We start from the raw sequence: 24461 nt of genomic DNA, 5'->3' as shown, positions 1-24461 counted from the left end.
TCAAGCGCGTGGCATTACACGGGTCCAAAAGCGGGTGTGCTGGCGAATGTCCACGGGTACCGCGCGGGCGATAGCGGCCAGTGCCTGATCGGTGTTGTCCAACGGGAAGCTGCCTGACAGTTGCAGATGAGCAACCTCCTCGGCACAGCCCAGATAGCCCGGCCGATAGCGGCCTAACTCTGCCAGCAGACGATCCAGACGCCAGCCGTCGATCAGCAGGTGGCCCTTGACCCACTCCCCTTCACCGCTTCGCAACACGCGCAGGTCAACGATGCCTTGCTGATCGAAACGCACCCCCTGCCCGGCCTCGATCCGCTGTTTGGCATGGGTGCCACCGGTGGTGACCGCCACCGCATGCTCCAACACCGCCAGGTCGGTGATGCCCGGGTGTTGGCGGACGATGAAGCGCGTACCCAACGCCTGCATCTGGCCTTCGGCGCTGCGCACATAGAACGGTCGGGAATCCTTGGCGGTTTCGATCAACACTTCACCCTGACGCATGACGACGCAGCGCATCTGCGCATCGAACTGCACATCGACGGCGCTCGAGGTGTTGAGGGTTACCCGGCTGCCATCGGCCAAGGTCAGGGTTCGCCGCTGCCCCCGCTCGGTACGCGCATCGGCGAGCCATACCGGCGCCTGCTGATAGCCGCCCAACCCCAGCGCCCCTGCGCCCACGCCCAGCAACAGGCAGCGCAAAAGGGTGCGCCGATCGAGCGGTGCACGCGTGGCACGGGCCAACACTTCGCCGGCCAGCGCGCCGTCGACACCGCCCAGTTGCGCCTGCAGCCGTTCTACCCGCTGCCAGGCCCAAGCGTTGACCTCGCTGCATTGCTTCCAGTGCTGCCACTGCACACGCAGTTGCGGGTTGTGCCCTGGCACGTTCTGCCGGGCATACCAGTCTGCCGCTTCACTCAGGGCCTGGCGTTGCTCGGCAGTGATCACAAGCCGTGCTCCAGCGCATACAACAAGCAGTGTTCGGTCGCCCGGGCGACGTACTTGGTCACCGAGCTGACCGACACGCCCAGCTCACTGGCAATGGCCTTGTAATCCAGGCCTTGCAGTTGCGACAGCAAAAACGCCCGCTTGGCCCGCGCGCCCACGCCGTCGAGCATGGCATCGATCGCCTGCAGGGCCTGGATCAGCATGAGCTGATCTTCCGGCGAAGGCACAAGGATTTCCGGCTGCTCGGCCAGCGTCTGCAAATACGCCTGCTCCACCGCGCGACGGCGGAAGCTGTCGACCATCACGCGCCGGGCCACGGTCACCAGAAAGTGCCGAGGCTCCTGCAGGGGCGCTTGCAGACGCTGGGCGCGATCGGCCACCAGCAAGCGCACGAACGTGTCCTGCGCCAGGTCCGCCGCCTGCTGCGAGCAGCCCAGGCGCGAACGCAGCCAGCCCACCAGCCAGCGATGGTGATCACTGTAGAGGGCACCGATCGTCAACCTCGACACGGGGGCAGCACTGGAAACGGACATAGCAATAAATACGCGACTGAGAATTAATCGCAATTTAAACGAGCCGTGCACCAACAGCAATCATCACCCTGAAAATCTTGTGAAAATCACGCGCCAGGGCACTGCGCTGGCGCTTTCATGAAGATTTTGCCTGCAACTAAGGTCCAATCTATGACTGGGCGTTCCCGATCCGCACGGGATGTATTATCGTGGCTGCGTGCGCAATAACACACGCCTGAGCATGCAGGCATATGCAAACCGATTCGAGGGTGCCATGAGTAACGAAAGCATTAACTGGGACAAGCTGGGCTTCGACTACATCAAGACCGACAAGCGCTACCTTTCCTACTTCCGCAACGGCGAGTGGGACCAGGGCACCCTGACTGAAGACAACGTGCTGCACATCAGCGAAGGCTCGACCGCCCTGCACTATGGCCAGCAGTGCTTCGAAGGCCTGAAGGCCTATCGTTGCAAGGACGGTTCGATCAACCTGTTCCGCCCTGACCAGAACGCCCAGCGCATGCAGCGCAGCTGTGCCCGCCTGCTGATGCCGCAAGTGTCGACCGAAGCCTTCATCGAGGCCTGCAAGCAAGTGGTCAAGGCCAACGAACGCTTTGTACCGCCACACGGCAAAGGTGCCCTGTACCTGCGTCCATTCGTGATCGGCGTGGGCGACAACATCGGCGTGCGCACCGCACCGGAATTCATTTTCTCGATCTTCGCCATCCCGGTCGGCTCGTACTTCAAGGGCGGCATGAAGCCGCACAACTTCCAGATTTCCAGCTTCGACCGCGCGGCCCCGCAAGGTACCGGTGCGGCCAAGGTCGGTGGCAACTACGCCGCCAGCCTGCAGCCGGGCGCCGAAGCGAAGAAAGCCAACTTCGCCGACGCCATCTACCTCGACCCGCTGACCCACACCAAGATCGAGGAAGTCGGTTCGGCCAACTTCTTCGGGATTACCCCGGACAACAAGTTCATCACCCCGAAATCGCCATCGGTACTGCCGGGCATCACCCGTCTGTCGCTGATGGAACTGGCGCAATCGCGCCTGGGCCTGGAAGTGATCGAAGGTGATGTACTGATCGACAAGATCGGCCAGTTCAGCGAAGCCGGCGCTTGTGGCACTGCGGCGGTGATCACCCCGATCGGCGGTATCGAATACAACGGCAAACTGCACGTGTTCTACAGCGAAAGCGAAGTCGGCCCGGTGACCCAGAAGCTCTACAACGAGCTGACTGGCATCCAGAGCGGCGACATCGAAGGCCCGGCGGGCTGGATCGTCAAGGTTTGATGTAACCACATCGCGGGGCAAGCCCGCTCCTACTGTAGGAGCCGGCTTGCCCCGCGATGGCTACAAAGATGAATTTTTCTTTAACCCGGGCACCGCCTATTCTTTGGCACAATCAAGTCTCTACCCGCCGCCCAGGTAATAGCATGCCCCGCGTACTGACTATCGAAGACGACGCCGTGACCGCTCAGGAGATCGTCGCCGAGCTTTCCAGCCATGGTCTGGAAGTGGATTGGGCCGACAACGGCCGTGAAGGCCTGGCCAAGGCTATCGCCGGAGGCTACGACCTCATCACCCTTGACCGTATGCTCCCCGAGCTTGACGGCCTGACCATCGTCACCACCCTGCGCAACCTGAAGATCACCACGCCGATCCTGATGATCAGTGCGCTGTCGGATGTCGACGAACGGGTCCGCGGCCTGCGTGCCGGCGGCGATGATTACCTGACCAAGCCGTTCGCTTCCGACGAAATGGCGGCCCGCGTGGAAGTGCTGCTGCGACGCAACAGCGTGCCCATGGCGCAGACCCGCCTGCAGGTGGCGGATCTGGAACTGGACTTGATCAGCCACGAGGCCAAGCGTGGCGAACAGTCGCTGAACCTGCTGCCCACCGAATACAAGCTGCTGGAATTCCTCATGCGCCATGCCGGTCAGGTAATCACCCGGATGATGATTTTCGAGGAGGTTTGGGGCTATCACTTCGACCCCGGTACCAACCTGATCGACGTGCATATCGGCCGTTTGCGCAAGAAAATCGATGCCGCTGGCCAAACCCCGCTGATTCGGACCGTGCGGGGCTCGGGCTATGCCATTGCCGAACCCGTCTAAAGGGTGGAGTTCATCAACCAGCCGCCTGTTGGCGCTGTACAGTTTTCTCTTTGTGGCCTGGAGCAGCATCCTCATGGGGGTGCTGTACTTTGAAGTGTCGGGCTACCTGAACAAACTCACCCGCCACTCGTTGCTGCAGCGTCAGCACCTGTTCGCGCACATGAGTGGCAAACAGCTGGACGACGCGCTGATCGCCAGCCAGGCCTTCGAAGAACGCAGCTTCGATGCCTATGGCCTGTTCGACGCTCAGTTCAACCCTTTGGGCGGACAGATTCGCCAGGTTCCGACCGACCTCGGTCTGGACGGCAAGATCCACGAGTTGGGCCGCTGCCTGGATGCCGACGACCCGCACCTGCCGCGCGACAGCTGTGACGCGGTGGCGATCAAGGTGCGCGATGGTCGCTGGTTGGTGCTGGTACGCGATAACGGCTCGCTGTTTGTCGTCACCCGGATCATTCTGCATGCCCTGCTCTGGGGGCTGTCGCTGACCATCATCCCCGGCATCGCTGGCTGGTATTTGCTGCGCCGCCGCCCCCTCAAGCGCATCCGCGCCATTCAGGCCACTGCCGAACAGATCGTCGCCGGCGACCTGACCCAGCGCCTGCCGTTGTCGCAGCGCCGCGATGAGCTGGACATGCTCGCCGCCATCGTCAACGCCATGCTCGACCGCATCGAGCGGCTGATGCATGAGGTCAAGGGGGTCTGTGACAACATCGCCCATGACCTGCGCACGCCACTGACCCGCCTGCGCGCCCAGTTGTACCGCATCCGCCAGCAGGCCGGAGACGACTCACCCCAAGCGCAAGCGCTGGAGCAGGCAATTGGTGAAACCGATACGTTGATGGCGCGCTTTCGTGGTTTGCTGCGCATCAGTGAACTGGAGAATCGTCAGCGCCGCGCCGGGTTCGTCGAACTTGACCCTCATGCTCTACTGATGGAAATGCACGACTTTTACTTGCCGCTGGCTGAAGATGGCGACATCCGCCTGGATCTTGACCTGCCAGCACAACTGCCAGCGCTTCATGGTGATCGCGAACTGTTGTTCGAGGCACTGTCCAACCTGCTGAGCAATGCCATCAAGTTCACCCCGGCGGGCGGCCAGGTGCGCATGCACGCCAACAATGAGGCAGGCGTGCTGAAGATTGCGGTGGAAGACAGCGGCCCTGGGATTCCCGCTGACGAGCGGGACGCCGTGCTGAAGCGTTTTTACCGCAGCGAGGAAGGCCATCGGCATTCAGGATTCGGGCTAGGGCTGTCGATCGTTGTGGCGATCGCTGACCTGCATGGGTTTGTGCTGGAGGTAGGAGCCAGTGAGCTGGGTGGCGCGAGGTTGGTGTTGCACTGCAGGACTGGAGTAGTCAGTTAGGGCAAATAAATCGCGGGGCAAGCCCGCTCCCACCGGTTCTGTGGGAGCGGGCTTGCCCCGCGAAAGGTCAGTCAGCCAGACGCCAGGTGGTAGCGCCTTTACTGTCTTCCAGCACTACTCCCATGGCGGTGATCTGGTCACGAATGCGATCCGATTCGGCCCAATTCTTGTCCGCTCGCGCTTGCAAACGCGCCTGAATCAAGGCCTCGACCTCAGCCGCATCAACCTTGCCTTCAGCACCCGCGCGCAGGAAGTCGTCGGCGTCCAGTTGCAGCACACCGAGCAAGCCCGCCAGCTCACGCAGGCGCCCTGCCAGGCCAGCGGCGGTTTCAGGTTCGCTGTCACGCAGACGGTTGATCTCACGCACCAGGTCGAACAGCACCGCGCAGGCTTCCGGCGTACCGAAGTCGTCGTTCATCGCCACGGTAAAGCGCTCGACATACGTCTCGCCGCCCTTGGCCTCGACCCGCGGCAAACCACGCAGGGCATGGTAGAAGCGCTCCAGGGCACCCTTGGACTCGCGCAGGCTGTCTTCGGAGTAGTTGATCGAGCTGCGGTAGTGGCTCGACACCAGCAGGTAACGCACCACTTCAGGGTGGTACTTGTCGAGCACATCGCGAATGGTGAAGAAGTTGTTCAAGGACTTGGACATCTTCTCGCCATTGATGCGAATCATGCCGCAGTGCATCCACGAATTGGCGTACTGCTTGCCGGTCGCGGCCTCGCTCTGGGCGATCTCGTTCTCGTGGTGCGGGAACTCCAGGTCGTTGCCACCGCCATGAATATCGAAGCTCTCACCCAGGCAGCAGGTGGACATCACCGAGCACTCGATGTGCCAGCCCGGACGGCCTGGGCCCCACGGCGACTCCCAGCTCGGCTCACCCGGCTTGACGCCCTTCCAGAGGACGAAATCGAGTGGATCCTGCTTGGCTTCGTCGACCTCGATACGCGCACCGATGCGCAGGTCTTCGATCTTTTTCCGTGACAGCTTGCCGTAACCGACGAACTTGCCGACCCGGTAGTACACGTCGCCGTTACCCGGCGCGTAGGCATACCCCTTGTCGATCAGGGTCTGGATCATCGCGTGCATGCCAGCGATATGGTCGGTGGCACGCGGCTCCTGATCTGGCGGCAGGATGTTCAGACGGCGCTCATCCTCGTGCATCGCATCGATCATGCGCGCGGTCAGCGCTTCGAACGATTCGCCGTTTTCGTTGGCCCGGTTGATGATCTTGTCATCGATGTCGGTGATGTTGCGCACATAAGTCAGGTCGTAGCCGCTGTAACGCAACCAACGGGTGACCAGGTCGAACGCCACCATGCTGCGGCCATGGCCCAGGTGGCAGAAGTCGTACACGGTCATGCCGCAGACGTACATCCGTACCTTGTTGCCGTCGAGCGGTTTGAAAACCTCTTTGGTCTTGCTAAGTGTGTTGTAAATGCTAAGCACGAGCGTTCCTCAGCTGCCCCACGAATCGCGCAGGGTCACAGTCCGGTTGAATACCGGGCGACCCGGCTGGGAATCTTTCAGGTCGGCGCAGAAGTAGCCTTCGCGCTCGAACTGGAAGCGGTCTTCTGGTTGGGCCTGGCCCAGAGAAGGTTCCGCACGACAACCAGTCAGCACCTGCAGCGAATCGGGATTGATGTTGTCGAGGAAGCTGCCGCCGTCTTCGGTCTTCTCGGGGTTGGCCGAGCGGAACAGACGGTCGTACAGGCGCACTTCGCACTCAACGCTGGCCTCAGCCGGCACCCAGTGGATCACACCCTTGACCTTGCGGCCTTCCGGGTTCTTGCCCAGGGTGTCCGGGTCGTAGGAGCAACGCAGCTCGACGATGTTGCCGTCAGCATCTTTGATCGCCTCGTCGGCACGGATCACGTAGCTGCCACGCAGGCGCACTTCACCGGCCGGCTCCAGACGCTTGTAGCCTTTTGGCGGTTCTTCCATGAAGTCGTCGCGGTCGATGTAGATTTCACGGGCGAACGGCAGTGCACGCACACCCATGTCTTCTTTCGGGTGACGCGGCAGTTCGAGGTTTTCGACCTGACCTTCCGGGTAGTTGGTGATAACCACCTTCAACGGACGCAGCACGCACATGGCGCGGGGTGCGGTGCGGTCGAGATCGTCACGGATGCTGAATTCGAGCATCGACATGTCGACCACACCGTCAGAGCGGTTGGTGCCGATCATTTCGCAGAAGTTGCGGATCGAGGCCGGGGTGTAGCCGCGGCGACGGAAACCCGACAGGGTCGACATGCGCGGATCGTCCCAACCATTGACGTGCTGCTCATCGACCAGTTGCTTCAATTTGCGCTTGCTGGTGATGGTGTAGTTCAGGTTCAGGCGGCTGAACTCGTACTGGCGCGGCTTGGCCGGTACCGGCAGGTGCTCCAGGAACCATTCGTACAGCGGACGATGGCCTTCGAACTCCAGGGTGCAAATGGAGTGGGTAATGCCTTCGATGGCATCCGACTGACCATGGGTGAAGTCGTAGTTGGGGTAGATGCACCACTTATCACCGGTCTGGTGGTGGTGGGCATGACGAATGCGATAGAGGATCGGGTCGCGCAGGTTCATGTTCGGCGAGGCCATGTCGATCTTGGCCCGCAGCACGCGCTCACCGTCTTTGAACTCACCGGCTTTCATCCGCGCGAACAGGTCGAGGTTTTCCTCGACGCTGCGCTCACGGAACGGGCTGTTCTTGCCCGCCTCGGTCAGGTTGCCACGGTATTCCTTGGCCTGCTCCGGGGTCAGGTCGCAGACGTAGGCATTTCCCGACTTGATCAGGTCTACCGCCCAGTCGTGCAACTGGTCGAAATACTCGGAGGCATAGCGCACCGGGCCGGTCCACTGAAAGCCCAGCCACTTCACATCGCTCTGGATGGCGTCGATGTACTCCTGGTCTTCTTTGGCCGGGTTGGTGTCATCGAAACGCAGGTGACAGGCGCCGCCGAATTCCTGGGCCAGGCCAAAGTTCACACAAATCGACTTGGCATGGCCGATGTGCAGGTAACCGTTAGGCTCTGGCGGGAAACGGGTGACGATGCTGCTGTGCTTGCCCGAGTCCAGGTCAGCCTGCACGATCGGGCGCAGGAAGTTCGCAGGGACAGCGGGGGCACCTTTGGCAGCGGCGTTGGCAGCGGTGTCGGCAGTGGGCTTGCTCATAGGATCCTTGAATACCGGTACACGGCCTGGGTAGGCCGACTGAATCAAAGCGCTTATCATAGCCGAAGCGGTCGAGCTGCCGACAGCTTCGGGCCGACAAACTGGCGCGATATTCGGCAGGCAACGCGAAAAAACTGCCGCGAATTACGTATCGCGGGCTGTAGACTGTGCGTCAGGTGTGTATCGCGAACCTGCGCGACCCCATTTTCGAATGCCTTGAAAGAGCGAATTCCAGCATGTCCAAAGTCAAACTGAGCACCAATCACGGCGACATCGTTATCGAACTGAATGCCGAAAAAGCCCCGATCACCGTGGCCAACTTCATCGAATACGTCAACGCTGGCCACTACAGCAACACCGTATTCCACCGCGTCATCGGCAACTTCATGATCCAGGGCGGCGGTTTCGAGCCAGGCATGAAAGAAAAGAAAGACAAGCGCCCAAGCATCCAGAACGAAGCGGACAACGGCCTGAGCAACGACAAGTACACCATCGCCATGGCCCGTACCATGGAGCCGCATTCGGCCTCGGCGCAGTTCTTCATCAACGTCACCGACAACACTTTCCTCAACCACAGCAGCAAAAACGTGCAGGGTTGGGGCTACGCCGTGTTCGGTAAAGTCACCGAAGGTACTGACGTGGTCGACAGCATCAAGAAAGTCGCCACCGGCTCCAAAGCTGGCCACCAGGACGTACCGGTTGAAGACGTGATCATCGAGAAAGCCGAGATCGTTGAGTGATACTGCTGATCTCTGATCTGCACCTGCAAGAAGAACGCCCGGACATTACCCGGGCGTTTCTAGATCTGCTCGAAGGTCGGGCTCGGCATGCCGAAGCCCTGTACATCCTCGGTGACTTTTTCGAGGCGTGGATCGGCGACGATGCCATGACCCCGTTCCAGCGCGGAATCTGCCAGGCCCTGCGCGCCTTGAGCGACAGCGGCACACAGGTCTACCTGATGCATGGCAACCGCGACTTCCTGATTGGCGAAGCGTTTTGCCAAGCCGCAGGCGCCACCCTACTGGCCGACCCCAGCGTGGTACGCCTGGGGGGTGAGTCGGTGTTGCTGATGCATGGCGACAGCCTGTGCACCCTGGACATCGGCTACATGAAAATGCGCCGCTATCTGCGCAACCCGGTGAGCCTGTGGATTCTGCGTCACCTGCCGTTGAGTACCCGGCAAAAGCTGGCACGCAAGCTGCGCAGTGAAAGCCGGGCCCAAACACGGATGAAAGCCAACGACATCGTCGACGTGACCCCGGAGGAAGTGCCGCGGATCATGGCGGAGTATGGCGTGCGCACATTGGTGCATGGGCATACTCATCGCCCGGCCATTCACAAACTGATGATCGATGAGCAACCGGCACGGCGAATCGTGCTGGGGGACTGGGATCGTCAGGGTTGGGCCTTGCAGGTGGATGAGCAAGGGTTTCAGTTGCAGCCTTTTGCCTTTCTGTAGGAGCGGCGGTGCGGCGACCCGACTTGCCCCGCGATGCGGTGTGCCTGACAGACCGCAATCGCGGGGCAAGCCCGCTCCCACTGCTCAATGCCCTGCTGACGCCGGACCCGCCTTGGCCGCAAACGGCGGCTTGGCCAGCCACACCAGCAAAATCAAACCGGCAAACACCCAGCCCATCAGGGTGAAATAGTCCACCGTCGACATCATGTAGGCCTGACTGTTGAGCATCTGCTCCAACTGCGCATAAGACTGTGCGCTGGCACCGCCCAGATGATTGAGCGCTTCACGGGTGGCAGTCTCATAGGTGCTGATACTTTCACTCAGGTAGGCATGATGCTGATCAGCCCGGCGAATCCAGATCCAGGTGGTCAGCGACGCCGCGAAGCTACCGCCCAGCGTACGCAAAAAAGTTGCCAGTCCTGAACCGTCAGCAATCTGATGGGGCGGCAGGTCCGACAGCAAGATGCTCAAAGTCGGCATGAAGAACAGCGCCACACCAATCCCCATGAACAACTGCACCAGAGCAACATGCTGGAAGTCCACTTCATGGGTGAAGCCTGCGCGCATGAAGCAACTGGTGCCGATCGCCAGAAACGCCAACCCGGCCAATAAACGCAGGTCGAACCTGTGGGCATACTTACCGACAAACGGCGACATCAGCACCGGCAACAGCCCTATCGGCGCCACTGCCAGCCCGGCCCAGGTAGCGGTGTAGCCCATCTGCGTCTGCAGCCATTGCGGCAGGATCAGGTTAATCCCGAAAAATCCGGCGTAACCGAACACCAGCACAATGGTGCCAATGCGAAAATTGCGGTGCACAAACAGGCGCAGGTTGACCACCGGGTGCTTGTCAGTCAGCTCCCAGATGATGAAGACGGCCAGGAACACCACCGAGATCAGGCTGCCGATCACGATGAAACTCGACTCGAACCAGTCCAGATCGTTGCCTTTATCGAGCACAATCTGCAGGGCACCAACGCCGATGATCAAGGTCAGCAAGCCGATATAGTCCATGGGCTGGCGCGCCGTACTCACCGGCCGCGCGCGCATCTGTTGGCGCACCACTGCTGCCGCGAACAGGCCGATCGGTACGTTGATGAAGAAAATCCACGGCCAGCTGTAACTGTCAGTGATCCAGCCGCCCAGAATCGGCCCGGCAATCGGCGCCACCACCGTTACCATGGCCAGCAATGCCAGGGCCATGCCGCGCTTGGCTGGTGGGTATACGGCGATCAGCAAAGTCTGGGTCATCGGGTACAACGGCCCGGCAACAATGCCTTGCAGCACGCGAAAGCCCACCAACTCGGGCATCGAACGCGCGATGCCGCACAGGAACGACGCCAGCACGAACAGCAGTGTCGCCCAGATAAACAGCTTCACCTCGCCAAAGCGTCGACTCAGCCAGCCAGTGAGCGGCAAGGCAATGGCATTGCTGACCGCGAACGAGGTGATGACCCAGGTGCCCTGCTCGACACTCACCCCCAAGTTGCCGGCAATGGTCGGCAAGGCGACGTTGGCAATGGTGGTGTCGAGCACCTGCATGAAAGTCGCCAACGACAGCCCGATGGTGGTCAGCAGCAGGCTCGGCGGGCTGAATGAGGCGTTGCTGCTCATCGCTGCGCCGTCTTGCTGGGGCCTTCGCTGTTGTCGTGGATCAGCCGCGCAATCATGGCATCGGCCTCGACCAATTGACGGTCATAGACTTGCGTGGCGAACGACGCTTGCTGTGGTGGCACCTGAGCCAATACCGGACCACTCTGATCGTGCAGATCCACCGTCACCTGGGTCGAAAGACCAATACGCAACGGATGAGCGGCCAGTTGCTGCGCATTGATATGAATACGCACCGGCACACGCTGAACGATCTTGATCCAGTTGCCGGTGGCGTTCTGTGCCGGCAACAGCGCGAACGCACTGCCGGTGCCTGCGCCCAGGCTGTCGATGGTGCCGTTGTACTTGACCTCATTGCCGTACAGGTCGGCAACGATATCCACCGGCTGGCCAATACGCATATTGCGCAACTGCGTTTCCTTGAAATTGGCGTCGATCCACAGCTGATCAAGCGGAATCACTGCCATGGTCGCCGTACCCGGCTCAAGACGCTGCCCCAGCTGCACGGTACGCTTGGCCACATAGCCAGTCACCGGCGCCACCAGGGTGGTGCGCGACGCGGCCAGATAGGCCTGACGCAACTCGGCGGCGGCGGCCATCACCTGCGGATGGGAAGACACCACCGTGTCATCGACCAGCGCCGTGGTGGTATTGAGCTGCTGCCTGGCGCTGAGCAACGCATTCTGCGCTGAAGACAGATCGTCACGGGCGTGGGACAACTCCTCCAGCGAAATCGCACCGCTCGCGGCCAGGGTTTTGCGCCGGTTGTAGTTTTCCAGGGCTTTGGTCTGCTCGGCCTGACGCGCCGCGACCTGGGCCTTCATGCCATCGACATTGCTGTACAGCCCGCGCACCTGACGCACGGCACGGGCCAACTGGGCCTGAGCGGCCTGCAGGCCGACTTCGGCATCGCTGGGGTCGAAGGCGATCAGCACCTGACCGGCATGCACCAGGTCACCATCGTCAGCGCCGATGCTGACCACGGTACCGGTCACCAACGGGGTGATTTCCACCACGTTACCGTTAACGTAGGCGTCGTCGGTTTCTTCACTCCAGCGCCCGTACAGCTCGTGCCAGGCCCACACCCCAGCACCGCCCAGCGCGACCAGCAGCGCCAGGCCGAGCAGCCAGGTTTTGCGTTTGCGGCTGTTGTTGAGGTCTTGCGCCGTGTTGGCGTTTTCGTCTGTGGCGCTCATTTTGCACCTATGCGCATGGCTGTCAGGGTGTCACCGGCGGCGAGCAGCACCTTGCCCAACAGCTGCTCCAGAGTCGCCAGTTCGTCGGCGGCGAGTACGCCAACCAACTCGTTCATGGCCGACGCACCTATCTGTGGCAGCTGGTCGGCGAGCTTCTGCCCCTCCTCGCTCAGGCCCAGGCGCACTTGGCGCCGATCATCAGGGCAGCGCCGCCGCACGATCAGGTCTTTCTGCTCGAGGCGATCGAGCATTCGCGTCATCGAACCGCTGTCCAGCGCCAGATAGCGGCACAGTTCAGCGGGGGTATCGACCCCGTACTGAGCGACGATGATCAACACCTTGAACTGCGCGGCAGTCACACCGAAGGCCTGCAGGTGGCTGTCGAGAATGCGGTCTTTGACCAGCGCAGCACGGCCAAGGAGCATGCCGATGGTGCAGGTCTGGAAGTTTTCGGGGGTGAAATGGGGCATGAGCGGAGATACCTGCTTAGGCAGTAAGTAACATTATGTTACTGCTTAGGCAGCCAACGGCAAAGCATTAATTAGCTTGCTTTGTATTTTCACCAAACTACCCCACCACCGGCAGGAGCGGGCTTGCCTCGCGATAGCGATTTGTCATCCACCTCGCTATCGCGGGGCAAGCCAGATCGCCGCACCGCCGCCCCCACATTTTCAGAAGCGTCTGACATATTTCCAAACGAAAACTGGGTAGCTTTCCGGGTTGTTTTTCTCACCCGTTTAAGGAAAAACCTATGCCCACTTCAGCCAGCAGCGCGCAGTTCGATCTACTGATTCCCTCCGTCCGCAACGACTTCAAAGTCCTGGCCTTTCACGGTACCGAAGCCATCAGCCAGCTGTATGCGATTACCGTTGATCTGGTCAGCGAGCACCCAGACTTCGACCTCGACAGCCTGATTGGCCAGCCGGCATTCCTGCGCTTTGGCGACAATGGCGAAGGCATTCACGGCCACATCGAAGATGTTTTGATCGGCGAACCCGGTACCCGCCTGACCCACTATCAACTGACCCTGGTACCCGCGCTGCACTACCTGCAGTTCAGTCGTCAGCAGCGGATCTTCCAGCAGAAGACGGTGCCGCAGATCATCACCGAGGTGCTGCAAGGGCACGGCATTCAGGCCGATGCCTTCACGTTTCATGTCAGCAACTGCAGCGAACGTGAATACTGCACGCAGTATGCGGAGTCGGATTTCAGCTTTGTATCAAGGCTCTGCAGCGAAGAGGGCATTGCCTGGTTTCACCAGCACAGCCCCCAGGGCCACCACCTGGAGTTCAGCGACCACCAGACGTTTTTCCCCAAGCTCAGTGCAACGCCTTTTCGGCAAGGGGCCGGTATGGTCGCCGAGCACCCAGTGGTCAGCCAGTTCAGCCAGCGCTTCAGCACCCGTACCAACAAGGTGACCCAACGCACCTATGATTTTCAGCGTCCCAGCCGTTTGCTGGAGAAACAGGCCAGCGCCGACTTCAGCCCGGCCCTTGAGGACTACCACTACCCGGTCCCCAACGAAAGCGAAGAACGCAGCAAACAGCTTGCTCGTCAGGCGTTGGAACGGCACCGCACCGACTATCAATTGGCCGAAGGCAGCAGCGACCAGCCCTTGCTGCGCAGCGGCCACTTTTTCGAACTGAGCGAGCACCCGCGCAAAGCCTACAACGACCTGTGGCTGTTGCTCAGTGTCAGCCACGAAGGTAAACAGCCGCAGGTGCTGGAAGAGTCGGCCAACATCGAAAACTTGCCCGAAGACGGTTTCAGCCAGGGCTACCGCAACCGCTTCAGCGCCACACCGTGGGACGTGTTCTACCGCCCGCCGCTGGTCAAACGTCCTGCGCAGTTGACCTGCCAGACCGCCCGGGTCACCGGCCCGGAAGGTGAAGAAATCTATTGTGATGAATACGGCCGGGTCAAAGTCGAGTTCCACTGGGACCGCGCCGAACTGAACAGCGAAAAGAGCAGTTGCTGGTTGCGGGTGGCCTCCAGCTGGGCGGGTCCGGGGTTTGGCGCAGTGACGGTGCCACGCATCGGCATGGAAGTGCTGGTGACCTATCTGGAGGGCGACCCCGACCAGCCGCTGATCAGCGGTTGCATTGCCAACAAGCTCACACCAACGCCCTACCCTTTGCCCGCCAACAAGACCAAGAGCGTGTTGCGCAGCCGCAGCACGCCGGACAGCAGCGGCTACAACGAACTGTCGATCGAAGACCGCTGCGGTCAGGAGCTGATCTACCTGCGTGCCCAGCGCGATATGGAGCAAAAAATCGAGAACGACAGCCGTCTGGAAGTTGGTAACGAGCGGCGGGCAACCATCAAGGGCAACAGCATCGTAATGCTCGAAGCTGAAGAACAGCACACAGTGACCGGCGACCGTAAAGCCGAGCTGCAAGCCAACGACTACCTGCACGTCGCCGACAGCAGTCATACCCAGGTCGGGCAAACGCTGGTGATCGATGCCGGTCAGCAAGTGCATATCAAGGCCGGAGCCCATGTGGTTCTGAGCGCCGAGGGCAGCATCAGTTTGCACGGCGGTGGCCAGCATATCGTCATCGGCCCCGGCGGGATTTTCAGCAGCACCGAAATCCAGATCGGCGGGGCTGCGCTGGCCGGTCTCGCCGTAAGGCAAGCACTGCCTGCAGAACTGGCAGAACTGCGGGCACCCGTGCTGGCGCAAACGCAGTACGTGGCCCTGCTGAACAAAAAGTCGCTCTGTGTCGTGTGCCAGGCTGTGCAAGCACAACAGGAGCAAAGCCATGCATGAGATGCCGCCCCTGCCGCACGATCTGCCCTGGGCAACGCCCGCCTACCTGCTTCTGGACGGTGTCAGCCTGCCGGGCCTGCAGCAACATCTGCACCCTTGGAGCAACTCAGTTTATTGCCTGTACCGACACACACGCTGGCATGAGCTGTGTGAAATCTCCCCTTGCCTGGTCGTCCTTAACGGCCGCGACGACCCGCTGCTGGCGCACTTTCAACAACACGCTGCCCGCGAATGGGGCTATCTGCTGTTCAGTGACGTCGAGGCGTTCACGCTGTGCAAGCATTGGCGTCATTTGCTCAGCGTGGAACAGGCTGAGGGCGTCGAAGTGATGCCGCGCATTGCTGACCCTGCGGTCATGCAGCCACTGTTCGCCATGGCCGAACAGGCGCACAGCGCCCGCTGGTTCGGCCCTGTCAGCCACGTCTGCCTGCCGGATGGCGTGCAGGGCTGCTGGTGGCAATACACCCAAGCCGCTCAGGCCAACGCCGAACCCAAGCGCTATCGCCTGACCGACGAGGAGCTTACCGCGCTCGGCAACGTCGAGTTTCGCACTGCTGTTTCTGCCGTGAGTGAGCACTTGCACCTGCACTTCCCGGCTTTCCTGGCAACGCAGACAGCGGCTGAGCGTCGTCAGTCTGTGCACAGCATGATGGAGGAAGCCTATCAACTCGGCTTTTGCTCGGACCAGGAGCTGACCCTCTACGCAAATGTTCACGGCTATCTGGCCGGTCAACCCATCAGCGAAGACATCGTCCAACTGCTGACCCAATCGACGCCAGACACCCCACTGACCCGGGTCAAGCGTGCTGCCGAACTGGCCGAACGCCGGGCCACTGAGCGCCAAGGAAGCCTGTCATGACTGCACAACAACCCCTCAAAGTAAACGCCAACACCGCCGCCATGGCCAAAAGCGCCAAGGACGTACGCTCGCCCCTCGGCGCCTGCCCGTTGATGAACAGCAAGCTGCAATTGTTGCCGCTGCGCTACGGGCTGGTCGAACACCTCGACCCGGCCAGCGAGCTGAGCATGCCGCTGAACATCAACAGCCAGCCGCTGGGCATCCGCCTGCTGCGCGATGGTTACCTGTACATCGTCGACGGCAGCAGCGGTTACCTGCATGAGTACAGCGTCGAGAACGGCCAGATCAGCAAGCTGCTCTGGCACAGCAGCGAGGTCGGCGCCGACACCCGCACCACCGCGGTGGGTGAGCCACACCTGGTGTTCCCCCGCAGCCACACCCTGTACGCCTGTTATTCGGAAATTCAGTGGACGGCCTTCAAATGCGCGCAAGTGCTCAAGTCCAAGGCCGATCGCCAACAGCTGATGCAGCGCATCGACCTGCAGGCCGCCTGCCCGCGCCGTGGCGGCGCCAACTTGCTGAGCCAAGTGCAGGCCGAAAAATGGCTGGCCGAGGTGGCAGAAAACGCCCAGGTACCTGACGCCGCTGGCGTCACCCAGTTGCCACCGTCCAAAGCCTTCCCCGACGGCGTTCATCCCGAGGAAAAACAGGCCTACCACTGGGAAGACCAACCCCTGTTTGCCGACACCGCGATTGAAACGCTGACCAGCACAGTGCTCGGCGCCTACCAGGATGATTACCTGTTCCTGGTGCTGCGCGATGACATTGGCGTGATGCGCGACCTGGCCGCCGCGCAGTTGAAAGTGGCGGACTGGATCGAACAGTGGAGTGCCGATGACCGCCGTCAGGCCAAGTACCTCAGTGGCACATACATCCAGTCCTTGTACGACGTCAACGCCTCGCGCCTGAATGCCTTGAGTAAAACCGATCCTGCGGTGCGGGCGCTGCGCGACGACACCAACGAGCGGCAACAAACGAGCATCTACATCTTTCTGCAGGCCCGTCGCGACCACAAGGATCCAGGCATCTTCGGCCCCGATGAACATTGGCGCCGCGCGGCGCTCGTCAACCCCTACGCCTTGGCCTTCATCGAAATGAAGGATGCCCTCGGGCAGGCGCTGTATGAAAAACACCGGAGCACCCTCAACGCCCTCAGCATGCAGAGCTGGCACGCGTTGCACGGCAGCGAAATCGGCCAGCGCGGTATCGACGACCTGGTCGACCGCCCCGCGATGGAAGCCTTTGTCCTGACCGAGCAAAACCTGCTCAGCCACTGGCATACGCGCCTGCAGAACATCCGCGAAGACCGCCTCACACTGTTCACCGCCGGGCTATTTCACCGCGCCGCCTGGTATTACGACTTCACCCTCGACGAACAGATCCAGCACCGCCTGGAAACCGAGTTCGTGTGCGTGGCAGCGATGTGCGCCGACCAACCCGCCACGGAAAAACTGGCGACCTACCTGAAGAGCAACCTGCTGACAGTGGTCCCGGGGCTCGACACCCTGACCGTGGCCGAACAAACCGACGTGGCGAAAAAACTGGCCGAACTGAGCCAGTTCACCATCAACGTGCTGTCAGCCCCGGACAGCCTGGGTGGCATCAATGTCCTGAGCAATCAGTTCCACAGTTTGATGGCCAAGCGCCTGCCCAATTACACCCGGCTCAATACCCAGTTCGTGGGATTGCAGAGCATGCTGGAAGGGGCCTATATCCCGGCGTATCAATTGAAGATTGCTGATCGACTGGAAAGAGCTCACAACACCTTCAAACAAGCGCAGAACATTGACCCAAACGACTACATTCGCCATGCCGAAGCCCCAGCGCGGTTGCAGCTGCTGCGTGAGTTTTCCCGCAAAGGCCTGACCTTGCGCGCGGCCTCGGTAGCAGAATTGACGGCATTCAATGAGGTCCGTGACCAGTCGATGAAGCTGCGCAGTCAGCTCAACGAAACCTACCGACTGCGTAATCGTGAGCTGCGGCAGCAATCCTCAGGCATCTCTCTGCCGGGCAGCGAAGCACCTTATAACCAGCGTATCAACCTGCTGAAGTCCGCATTGCTACCCCTGGAAGACAGACTGGCAGGTGCCTTGACCGTCGGAGGCGTCAGTCCGGCGCAAATTGGCACAGTGATTGATGGCCTGGATCCGCAATTGCGTGCAGAGATGAGCAAGACGGCGCGGGATTTTCGGGCAACTGGGACCTTTAACAAACCAATGATAGGGGTCGTGACGTCGAAGGGTGACGGGATCGCGTTGACGTTGTTTGTGATTCAGGGGCTGAAGTTTATTGAGGCGGTCAGCACAATTGCTAGTAAAACAACTGCTTCGCGATCTGACTGGTGGACTTTTGCTGAGTCTTTCGTGGGCCTTTCGGCCGCTGGATTTGCTGCGGTGCAAGGACTTTCCCTTACGATTTTTCTAGCTCATATCAAACAAATGGAAAGTGCTGCCGGCAAATTACATTCCATGAGCCGATTAGGTCGCTGGAGCGGTATTGCAGGCTACTTTGCATTTACAACTGGCGGGGTCGCCGCCCTGTTCGACTTGGGCAAACACTCGCAGCAATGGGGTAAAGCCTTGGCCACAGGCAATTACAAGGCACTAAGTGCCTCCACACTGCAAATAACCGGCGATGGGATATTGGTTGGCACCAATGCCTGGGCAGCTAAACACACCGGCTCCATTGTCAAGAACGTTCTGCAAACGCCGGCGGAGCTGCGCGCTCTTGCATGGGCCGAGGCTAGCCCACGGCTGCTGGCCATCAGCGCACGCGCCAATCTGATAGGCCTGATTGCCACCGCCCTGCAACTGCTGGGTGAGGGTTTATACAACTACTTCAACCTGGATGACCTGCAAGCGTGGGTCGAAGCCAGTAACTGGGGTAATAAATCCAGGCAGCGCACTCTGCAAGACGAATGGAGCGAACTGGCCAAGGTCGTACAGAAACCGAGCTGTGAACTGATCCGCGATGACAAGCAGACTTATCTGAAGCTGGTGCTACCCGGTATCAGCACCAATGAGATGGATCGACGCCAGTTGCAGTTGCAGGCTTACGAACAGGGCCGTGAGAAATACATATACCAGCCCTACAATCCCGGCCTGCCGCCACTGCGCTGGAAAGAAAGCTCCGCCATATGGGGCACGCGCTGTATCGTTGCCAGTAAAGGAGCAGAGGCACTCACCCTGCACCTTCCGATCTACGACTCCCAGCAAACTTCCGATTTTGCCCTGGCCTTCACCATCGCCTACCAGCTGGAAGCTGAACGCGACCTGCTCCATTACACCACTTTTGTCTTGCGTAACTTGTACATCACCCGCGCCTATGCCGTGGAGATCAAAACCAAAGGCACCTATCGACTCGAATCGGTAGAGCACATGCCTCCTGGGACGGGCAAAGCGCCTTTCTGGCTTTTCAAACAAGAAGAGTTGGTGGCGATCGATGATTAAGAAGCTATTCAAACGCCAGAACAAACTCACCAGCACTGAACCTGAACAGGACATTCGCAGTCAGCGGCCCTGCGCCGGTGAGATCCGGGTCAGGGGATTGAATGAAACCCTGTTCCTGTCGCCCCTGCCGGTTTACACCGGGCAGGTGCAGTCATCGCGCCGTAACTTTTCAGAGATGAACGATACTTATCTGGAGCTGGGCGGTAGTAATTGGGGGATGGTTGAGCAAGGAAAAATATTCGCCACAGGGATTTGGCTACTTTTATTTATTGCATTTGTAGTTCCTGTTGTTGCTTGCCTCTGGCTCGTCGCTTTTAGCCCTCCGGGAATCGACCGAAAGTTCTTTGACATCATCGGTGATGCTTTACTGGTTTTCTCTACAACAGCCCTACTCGGCCTGCTCCCGGTCGGTGCTTATTTATACGGAATGATTTCCAGCGTCCACGAAGCCGCCAAAACCTACCCCGTCCGCTTCAACCGCCAACGCCGCGAAGTCTGTTACGTCGATGGCAAAACCCATCGCGTGCTGATCGTCCCCTGGGAAAGCGTGGTCGCCTGGGTCGCCACCACCCAGGGTGTCACCAGCTACGGCGCCACCCGCCAATACACCTTTGGCATGGGCCTGGAGGACGAGGAACAAGACAAATTGCAGTTCCTGTTGATGGGGCAACCCAGCGATGCCCATTCCCTCGGGATGTGGGCGGCGATCCGCAATTACATGGAAGACGGGCAACTGGTGGATGCGCCTAACCCAATACTTGCCTTGGCAGGGCTGACTCCAAGTGAAGATCGACTCAAACCTTACGAGGGGCTGCATACGTTCTATGTCGAACGCGAGGACGCTCGCGGGCTGGGCGCCCTGGATGATGGCGGCGACCATTTAACCGACGAGGAGCGGGAGCGCTACGGCTATTCCAAGCGGTCGCACTGGCCCTTGCGCTTCTGGTACATGCGCCGGGTCGTGGTGTTCTGGAAGATGCCCTACATGCTCGCCGAATGGGGTCATCGTGTAGGCCGCCCAACTTTGCCAGAACAAGTGCAGGCCTGGTCACAGCCGCTACCACCGGAGCGGTGGGCCAAGCCAAGCCCGGCTTTGGTAAAAGCCAACCAGATCGTCAAGGACGCCATGGACAAAAACGGCGCGACCTTTGTCGAGGCCTGCAAGGCGGCGGGGTTGGTCAAAGACAATGCTTAGGAAACTGTTCAAACGCCAGAACAAACTCACCAGCACTGAACCTGAACAGGACATTCGCAGTCAGCGGCCCTGCGCCGGTGAGATCCGGGTCAGGGGATTGAATGAAACCCTGTTCCTGTCGCCCCTGCCGGTTTACACCGGGCAAGTGCAGTCATCGCGCCGTAACTTTTCAGAGATGAACGACACTTATCTAGAGCTGGGCGGCAGTAATTGGGGGATGGTTGAGCAAGGAAAAATATTCGCCACAGGAATCTGGATGCTCTTGTTCACGGCGTTTATCGCACCGGTCCTTATTTGCATCTTGCTCGTCGCTTTAAGCCCTCCTGAAATCGACCGAAAGTTCTTCGACATTATCGGTGATGCTTTACTGACTTTCACCACAACAGCCCTTCTCGGCATTCTCCCATTCGGTGCTTATTTATACGGAATGATTTCCAGCGTCCACGAAGCCGCCAAAACCTACCCCGTCCGCTTCAACCGCCAACGTCGCGAAGTCTGTTACGTCGATGGCAAAACCCATCGCGTGCTGATCGTCCCCTGGGAAAGCGTGGTCGCCTGGGTCGCCACCACCCAGGGCGTCACCAGCTACGGCGCCACCCGCCAGTACACCTTTGGCATGGGCCTGGAGGACGAGGAACAGGACAAAGTGCAGTTCCTGCTGATGGGGCAACCCAGTGATGCCCATTCCCTCGGGATGTGGGCGGCGATCCGCAACTACATGGAAGACGGGCAGTTGGTGGATACACCCAGCCCGCTGCTTGTCGCCATGGGACTCATCGCGACTGGCGACCGGCTCAAGCCCTACGAAGGACTGCATACCTTCGAGCTCGAACGTAAGGATGCACGCAGAAGGTGCCATATGAACGACGTCGGCGCCGACCTGTCTGCCAAAGAACGGGAACGGTATGGCTACCCCAAACGCAGCCCATGGCCCTTACGCTTCTGGTACATACGTCGGGTCGTGGTGTTCTGGAAAATGCCTTACATGTTCGCCGAATGGGGCCATCGCGTAGGCCGCCCAACCTTGCCGGAACAGGTGCAGGCCTGGTCACAGCCACTGCCGCCAGAGCAGTGGGCCAAGCCAAGCCCGGCTTTGGTAAAAGCCAACCAGATCGTCAAGGACGCCATGGACAAAAACGGCGCGACTTTTGTCGAGGCGTGCAAGGCGGCGGGGTTGCACTGACTGGTTTGTCTGAGGAAATTGGAACAGGATCGCGGGGCAAGCCCGCTCCCACAGGTGGTGCAAGGCAGTTGCTCCGACCTGCTGTGGTGCCAACCTGTAGGAGCGGGCTTGCCCCCCGATCAACTCAAGCAGGAACACCACTGTGGAAGCGGAACTCTTCGTCCGGGGTAGTAATCAGCTCAGCCTCGACCGCCCTGACCTTCTCCACCACCCGCTCGATATCAGCCGCATCACCGTATTGATGAGCCAGCTTCAGGTACCCCTGATAATGCCGCGCCTCGCTGTTGAGCAGGCCGTGGTAGAACTTGCCGAGTTCTTCGTCCAGATGCGGCACCAGGGCAGCAAAGCGCTCACAGCTGCGCGCTTCGATGAAGGCACCAACCACCAAGGTATCCACCAGTTTCACCGGCTCGTGAGTACGTACCACCCGGCGCAAGCCAGAGGCATAGCGCCCGGCCGAAAGCGGGCGCAGGGCGATTTTGCGCCGTTTCATCAGGCGCAACACCTGCTCATGGTGCACCAGCTCTTCACGGGCCAGGCGCGACATCATGTTGATCAGGTCCAGGTGCGTGTTGTACTTGGCCATCAGGCTCAGTGCCGTGCTGGCAGCCTTGAACTCACAGTTTTTGTGGTCAATCAGCAGGGTTTCCTGATCGGCAAGCGCCGCCTGGACCCAGGCATCGGGAGTACGGCAAGCAAGGAACGCATCGATTTCGGGAATAAGGTGCATAGGCTCACAAACAGGCAGGGCAAACGGCAAGGCCGGCGATTATACCGGCAGCAGCGGCGATCACCAGTGATCTATGCTTGATACATATCAACGCCCATTGCACTTGGCGCCGACTATAGTCAGACATCGGTCGTCATTTCTGAAGGGAGTTCACGCTCATGCAAGCCGTCCGCAGCATCCTGGTGGTACTCGACCCCGAACACGCTCACAGCCGTGCGCTAACCCGGGCCAAACTGATCGCCGGCGCCACCGGCGCACGCCTGCACCTGCTGATGTGCGACAGAAAGCACGACCACAGCGCCCTGCTAAGCCTGCTCTGCAGTCAGCTGCATGATGACGGCTTCGACAACGTGACCTACGAGCAGGCCTGGCACGATACCTTGCACGAATCGATCGTCGACGTGCAGCAAGCCGAAGGCTGCGAGCTGGTGATCAAGGAGCACCGCCCGGACAACCCGTTGAAAAAGGCCCTGCTCACCCCGTCGGACTGGAAATTACTGCGTCAATGCCCTTGCGCGGTGTTGATGGTCAAGACTGAACGTCCCTGGACTGGCGGGGTGATCCTGGCGGCGGTGGATGTCGGCAACCATGACGAAGCGCACCGCCTGCTGCACAAAAACATCATCGACCACGGCTATGAAATCGCCAACCTGGCCAAGGGCAATCTCCACGTGATCAGCGCCCACCCTTCACCGATGCTGTCGGCAGCCGATCCGGTCTATCAATTGAAGGAAACCATCGAACAGCGCTACCGCGAAGAATGCGCGGCGTTCCAGGCCGAGTTCGATATCAACGATGAACGCCTGCATGTCGCCGAAGGCCCGGCGGATGTGCTGATCCCCTACACCGCCAGCAAGTACGACGCGGTGGTGACAGTGATCGGCACGGTGGCCCGCACCGGGATCTCCGGGGCGCTGATTGGCAATACCGCCGAGGTGGTGCTTGATTCGCTTGAATGCGATGTGCTGGTGCTTAAGTCGGAAGAGGCGAAAGTGCACCTGACGGAACTGGCGCAAGGTTGAAGATTTGCTCGCGGGGCAAGCCCGCTCCTACAAGCGCCTGTAGGAGCGGGCTTGCCCCGCGATGCTTTCAACCCAAAGCATCCTTGAGAAACCCCGGCGCGATATAACGCTGGTAGTGAGCCTCGGACAGCAAGAAAAATTCCCGATCAATGGCATCTCGCAACTGCGGTAACTCCCAGTCACGAAATTCCGGCAGCAACACCATGCCGTAGGCTTCCAGATCACGGATAACCCGTGCGCCACGGGCGATCAGCTGATAAGCCCAGCAATACTCGGACTGGTGCGGCACAAAGCGGATGGTGCGCTGTTCAAGTTGATGACGCAGGCGCGCGGCATCAAAGACCTCAAGTTTGGCCACCATGACCTGCACCAGCAATTGCTCAAGGCGCAGCCACACGGCTCGCTTTTCGTCTTCGTTATAGCCGTTCCAGTTGATCACTTCATGGTGAAAACGCTTGCAGCCACGGCACACCAAGTCCCCGTAAACCGTGGAGCAGAGGCCGACACAAGGCGTTTTAATTGACTGATTGGACATGAAAAAATCAACAACTGGACGATGGAACAGGCTGTCATGTTAGCCCTTTGTCTAACGGGGGTCACCCGCTAAAGTCATCTGCCCCGCCTTACCTTTATCGAGTTTTTACCGTAGAATCATCCGGCCTTTTTAAGGCGCCAATGTCCGTTAGAAGCTGTTTTCAAAGCGTCACGAGCACAGTTCATCCGGTAGAACGGCGTTGGCCCGGGATATTCGCCCGTCGCATGTCCCGCGCCAGCCCTCATCAGCCTCCGTTCTACAGGCGTAAAACTTTGAAAGCAGCTTCTGTAAGGATTTCCTGCAACCCTGGCTACGCGGCCCAAAAAGCCGTATTGCGCAGGGGTGCCGAAA

Annotated in this window: 20 protein-coding genes; 11 read left to right on the top strand and 9 right to left on the bottom strand. The window is 59.9% G+C overall.

From position 1 onward, the window contains the following. Together ACP6KB_RS09275 and ACP6KB_RS09270 are read right to left on the bottom strand one after the other, a co-directional pair. The gene (locus tag ACP6KB_RS09275) at nt 1–945 is read right to left on the bottom strand and encodes a FecR domain-containing protein (RefSeq protein WP_442113432.1); all 945 of its coding nucleotides are present in this window, start codon (nt 943–945) and stop codon (nt 1–3) included. Continuing rightward, the gene (locus tag ACP6KB_RS09270; RefSeq protein ID WP_442113431.1) at nt 942–1478 is read right to left on the bottom strand and encodes a sigma-70 family RNA polymerase sigma factor; all 537 of its coding nucleotides are present in this window, start codon (nt 1476–1478) and stop codon (nt 942–944) included. The genes ACP6KB_RS09275 and ACP6KB_RS09270 overlap by 4 nt, the downstream gene beginning before the upstream one ends. A gap of 253 nt (nt 1479–1731) precedes the next feature. Here ACP6KB_RS09270 and ACP6KB_RS09265 point away from each other — a divergent pair, with 253 nt between their 5' ends. The 3 genes from ACP6KB_RS09265 to ACP6KB_RS09255 all read left to right on the top strand — a co-directional run bounded on the left by ACP6KB_RS09265 (nt 1732) and on the right by ACP6KB_RS09255 (nt 4938). Continuing rightward, nucleotides 1732–2748, top strand: coding sequence for a branched-chain amino acid aminotransferase (locus ACP6KB_RS09265; protein ID WP_442113430.1), 1017 nt, complete (start codon nt 1732–1734; stop codon nt 2746–2748). Between the two features lie 143 nt (nt 2749–2891). Beyond that, nucleotides 2892–3572 (top strand): response regulator transcription factor, encoded by a 681-nt coding sequence (locus tag ACP6KB_RS09260; RefSeq protein WP_442113429.1) that lies wholly within the window; start codon nt 2892–2894, stop codon nt 3570–3572. Further along, the gene (locus ACP6KB_RS09255) at nt 3550–4938 is read left to right on the top strand and encodes a sensor histidine kinase (protein ID WP_442113428.1); all 1389 of its coding nucleotides are present in this window, start codon (nt 3550–3552) and stop codon (nt 4936–4938) included. The genes ACP6KB_RS09260 and ACP6KB_RS09255 overlap by 23 nt, the downstream gene beginning before the upstream one ends. A 67-nt stretch (nt 4939–5005) precedes the next feature. On the opposite strand, the gene cysS is transcribed toward ACP6KB_RS09255, so the two are convergent. Next, the gene (gene cysS, locus ACP6KB_RS09250; RefSeq protein ID WP_442113427.1) at nt 5006–6388 is read right to left on the bottom strand and encodes a cysteine--tRNA ligase; all 1383 of its coding nucleotides are present in this window, start codon (nt 6386–6388) and stop codon (nt 5006–5008) included. Nucleotides 6389–6397: 9 nt separating this feature from the next. Continuing rightward, nucleotides 6398–8101: a glutamine--tRNA ligase/YqeY domain fusion protein gene (locus tag ACP6KB_RS09245; RefSeq protein WP_442113426.1), complete on the bottom strand. Its 1704-nt coding sequence runs from the start codon at nt 8099–8101 to the stop codon at nt 6398–6400. A 236-nt stretch (nt 8102–8337) separates the two neighbouring features. On the opposite strand from ACP6KB_RS09245, the gene ACP6KB_RS09240 reads away from it, so the two are divergent. Further along, nucleotides 8338–8841 carry a peptidylprolyl isomerase gene (locus tag ACP6KB_RS09240; protein ID WP_442113425.1) on the top strand — a complete coding sequence of 168 codons (504 nt, stop codon included), beginning with the start codon at nt 8338–8340 and terminating at the stop codon, nt 8839–8841. Further along, nucleotides 8838–9560, top strand: coding sequence for a UDP-2,3-diacylglucosamine diphosphatase (locus tag ACP6KB_RS09235; RefSeq protein WP_442113424.1), 723 nt, complete (start codon nt 8838–8840; stop codon nt 9558–9560). Before ACP6KB_RS09240 ends, ACP6KB_RS09235 begins: the two co-directional genes overlap by 4 nt. An 84-nt stretch (nt 9561–9644) precedes the next feature. Here ACP6KB_RS09235 and ACP6KB_RS09230 read toward each other — a convergent pair whose 3' ends face one another. Genes ACP6KB_RS09230 through ACP6KB_RS09220 form a run of 3 tightly spaced genes read right to left on the bottom strand, consistent with a single transcriptional unit; the run spans nt 9645 to nt 12837 of the window. Then, nucleotides 9645–11174, bottom strand: a complete 1530-nt coding sequence (locus ACP6KB_RS09230; RefSeq protein ID WP_442113423.1) for a DHA2 family efflux MFS transporter permease subunit — start codon at nt 11172–11174, stop codon at nt 9645–9647. Continuing rightward, nucleotides 11171–12367: an HlyD family secretion protein gene (locus ACP6KB_RS09225; RefSeq protein ID WP_442113422.1), complete on the bottom strand. Its 1197-nt coding sequence runs from the start codon at nt 12365–12367 to the stop codon at nt 11171–11173. The genes ACP6KB_RS09230 and ACP6KB_RS09225 overlap by 4 nt, the downstream gene beginning before the upstream one ends. Beyond that, nucleotides 12364–12837: a MarR family winged helix-turn-helix transcriptional regulator gene (locus tag ACP6KB_RS09220; RefSeq protein WP_442113421.1), complete on the bottom strand. Its 474-nt coding sequence runs from the start codon at nt 12835–12837 to the stop codon at nt 12364–12366. Before ACP6KB_RS09220 ends, ACP6KB_RS09225 begins: the two co-directional genes overlap by 4 nt. Nucleotides 12838–13118: 281 nt before the next feature. Here ACP6KB_RS09220 and ACP6KB_RS09215 point away from each other — a divergent pair, with 281 nt between their 5' ends. The 5 genes from ACP6KB_RS09215 to ACP6KB_RS09195 are packed head-to-tail and all read left to right on the top strand — an operon-like array spanning nt 13119 to nt 21823. Further along, complete coding sequence (locus ACP6KB_RS09215; protein WP_442113420.1) at nt 13119–15137, top strand: type VI secretion system Vgr family protein; 2019 nt, start codon at nt 13119–13121, stop codon at nt 15135–15137. Then, nucleotides 15130–15996 (top strand): DUF4123 domain-containing protein, encoded by an 867-nt coding sequence (locus ACP6KB_RS09210; protein WP_442113419.1) that lies wholly within the window; start codon nt 15130–15132, stop codon nt 15994–15996. The genes ACP6KB_RS09215 and ACP6KB_RS09210 overlap by 8 nt, the downstream gene beginning before the upstream one ends. After that, nucleotides 15993–19445, top strand: coding sequence for a toxin VasX (locus tag ACP6KB_RS09205; protein WP_442113418.1), 3453 nt, complete (start codon nt 15993–15995; stop codon nt 19443–19445). The genes ACP6KB_RS09210 and ACP6KB_RS09205 overlap by 4 nt, the downstream gene beginning before the upstream one ends. Beyond that, nucleotides 19438–20640, top strand: a complete 1203-nt coding sequence (locus ACP6KB_RS09200) for a hypothetical protein (RefSeq protein WP_442113417.1) — start codon at nt 19438–19440, stop codon at nt 20638–20640. Before ACP6KB_RS09205 ends, ACP6KB_RS09200 begins: the two co-directional genes overlap by 8 nt. Continuing rightward, a complete protein-coding gene (locus ACP6KB_RS09195) occupies nt 20633–21823 on the top strand; it encodes a hypothetical protein (RefSeq protein WP_442113416.1) in 1191 nt (396 codons plus the stop codon). Before ACP6KB_RS09200 ends, ACP6KB_RS09195 begins: the two co-directional genes overlap by 8 nt. A 124-nt stretch (nt 21824–21947) precedes the next feature. Here ACP6KB_RS09195 and ACP6KB_RS09190 read toward each other — a convergent pair whose 3' ends face one another. After that, the gene (locus ACP6KB_RS09190) at nt 21948–22553 is read right to left on the bottom strand and encodes a tRNA-(ms[2]io[6]A)-hydroxylase (RefSeq protein WP_442113415.1); all 606 of its coding nucleotides are present in this window, start codon (nt 22551–22553) and stop codon (nt 21948–21950) included. A 158-nt stretch (nt 22554–22711) separates the two neighbouring features. Here ACP6KB_RS09190 and ACP6KB_RS09185 point away from each other — a divergent pair, with 158 nt between their 5' ends. Continuing rightward, entirely contained in the window at nt 22712–23575 is an 864-nt protein-coding gene (locus ACP6KB_RS09185) for a universal stress protein (protein WP_442113414.1), read from the top strand. A 67-nt stretch (nt 23576–23642) separates the two neighbouring features. Here ACP6KB_RS09185 and ACP6KB_RS09180 read toward each other — a convergent pair whose 3' ends face one another. Then, complete coding sequence (locus tag ACP6KB_RS09180) at nt 23643–24110, bottom strand: DUF1289 domain-containing protein (RefSeq protein ID WP_442113413.1); 468 nt, start codon at nt 24108–24110, stop codon at nt 23643–23645. Nucleotides 24111–24461 lie beyond the last annotated feature (351 nt).

Origin of the sequence: Pseudomonas sp. NUPR-001 (assembly GCF_052147955.1) — a bacterium.
GTDB lineage: Bacteria > Pseudomonadota > Gammaproteobacteria > Pseudomonadales > Pseudomonadaceae > Aquipseudomonas.
The sequence above is the reverse complement of the archived record's forward strand: the minus strand, read 5'-3'. Positions and strand labels throughout refer to the sequence as shown.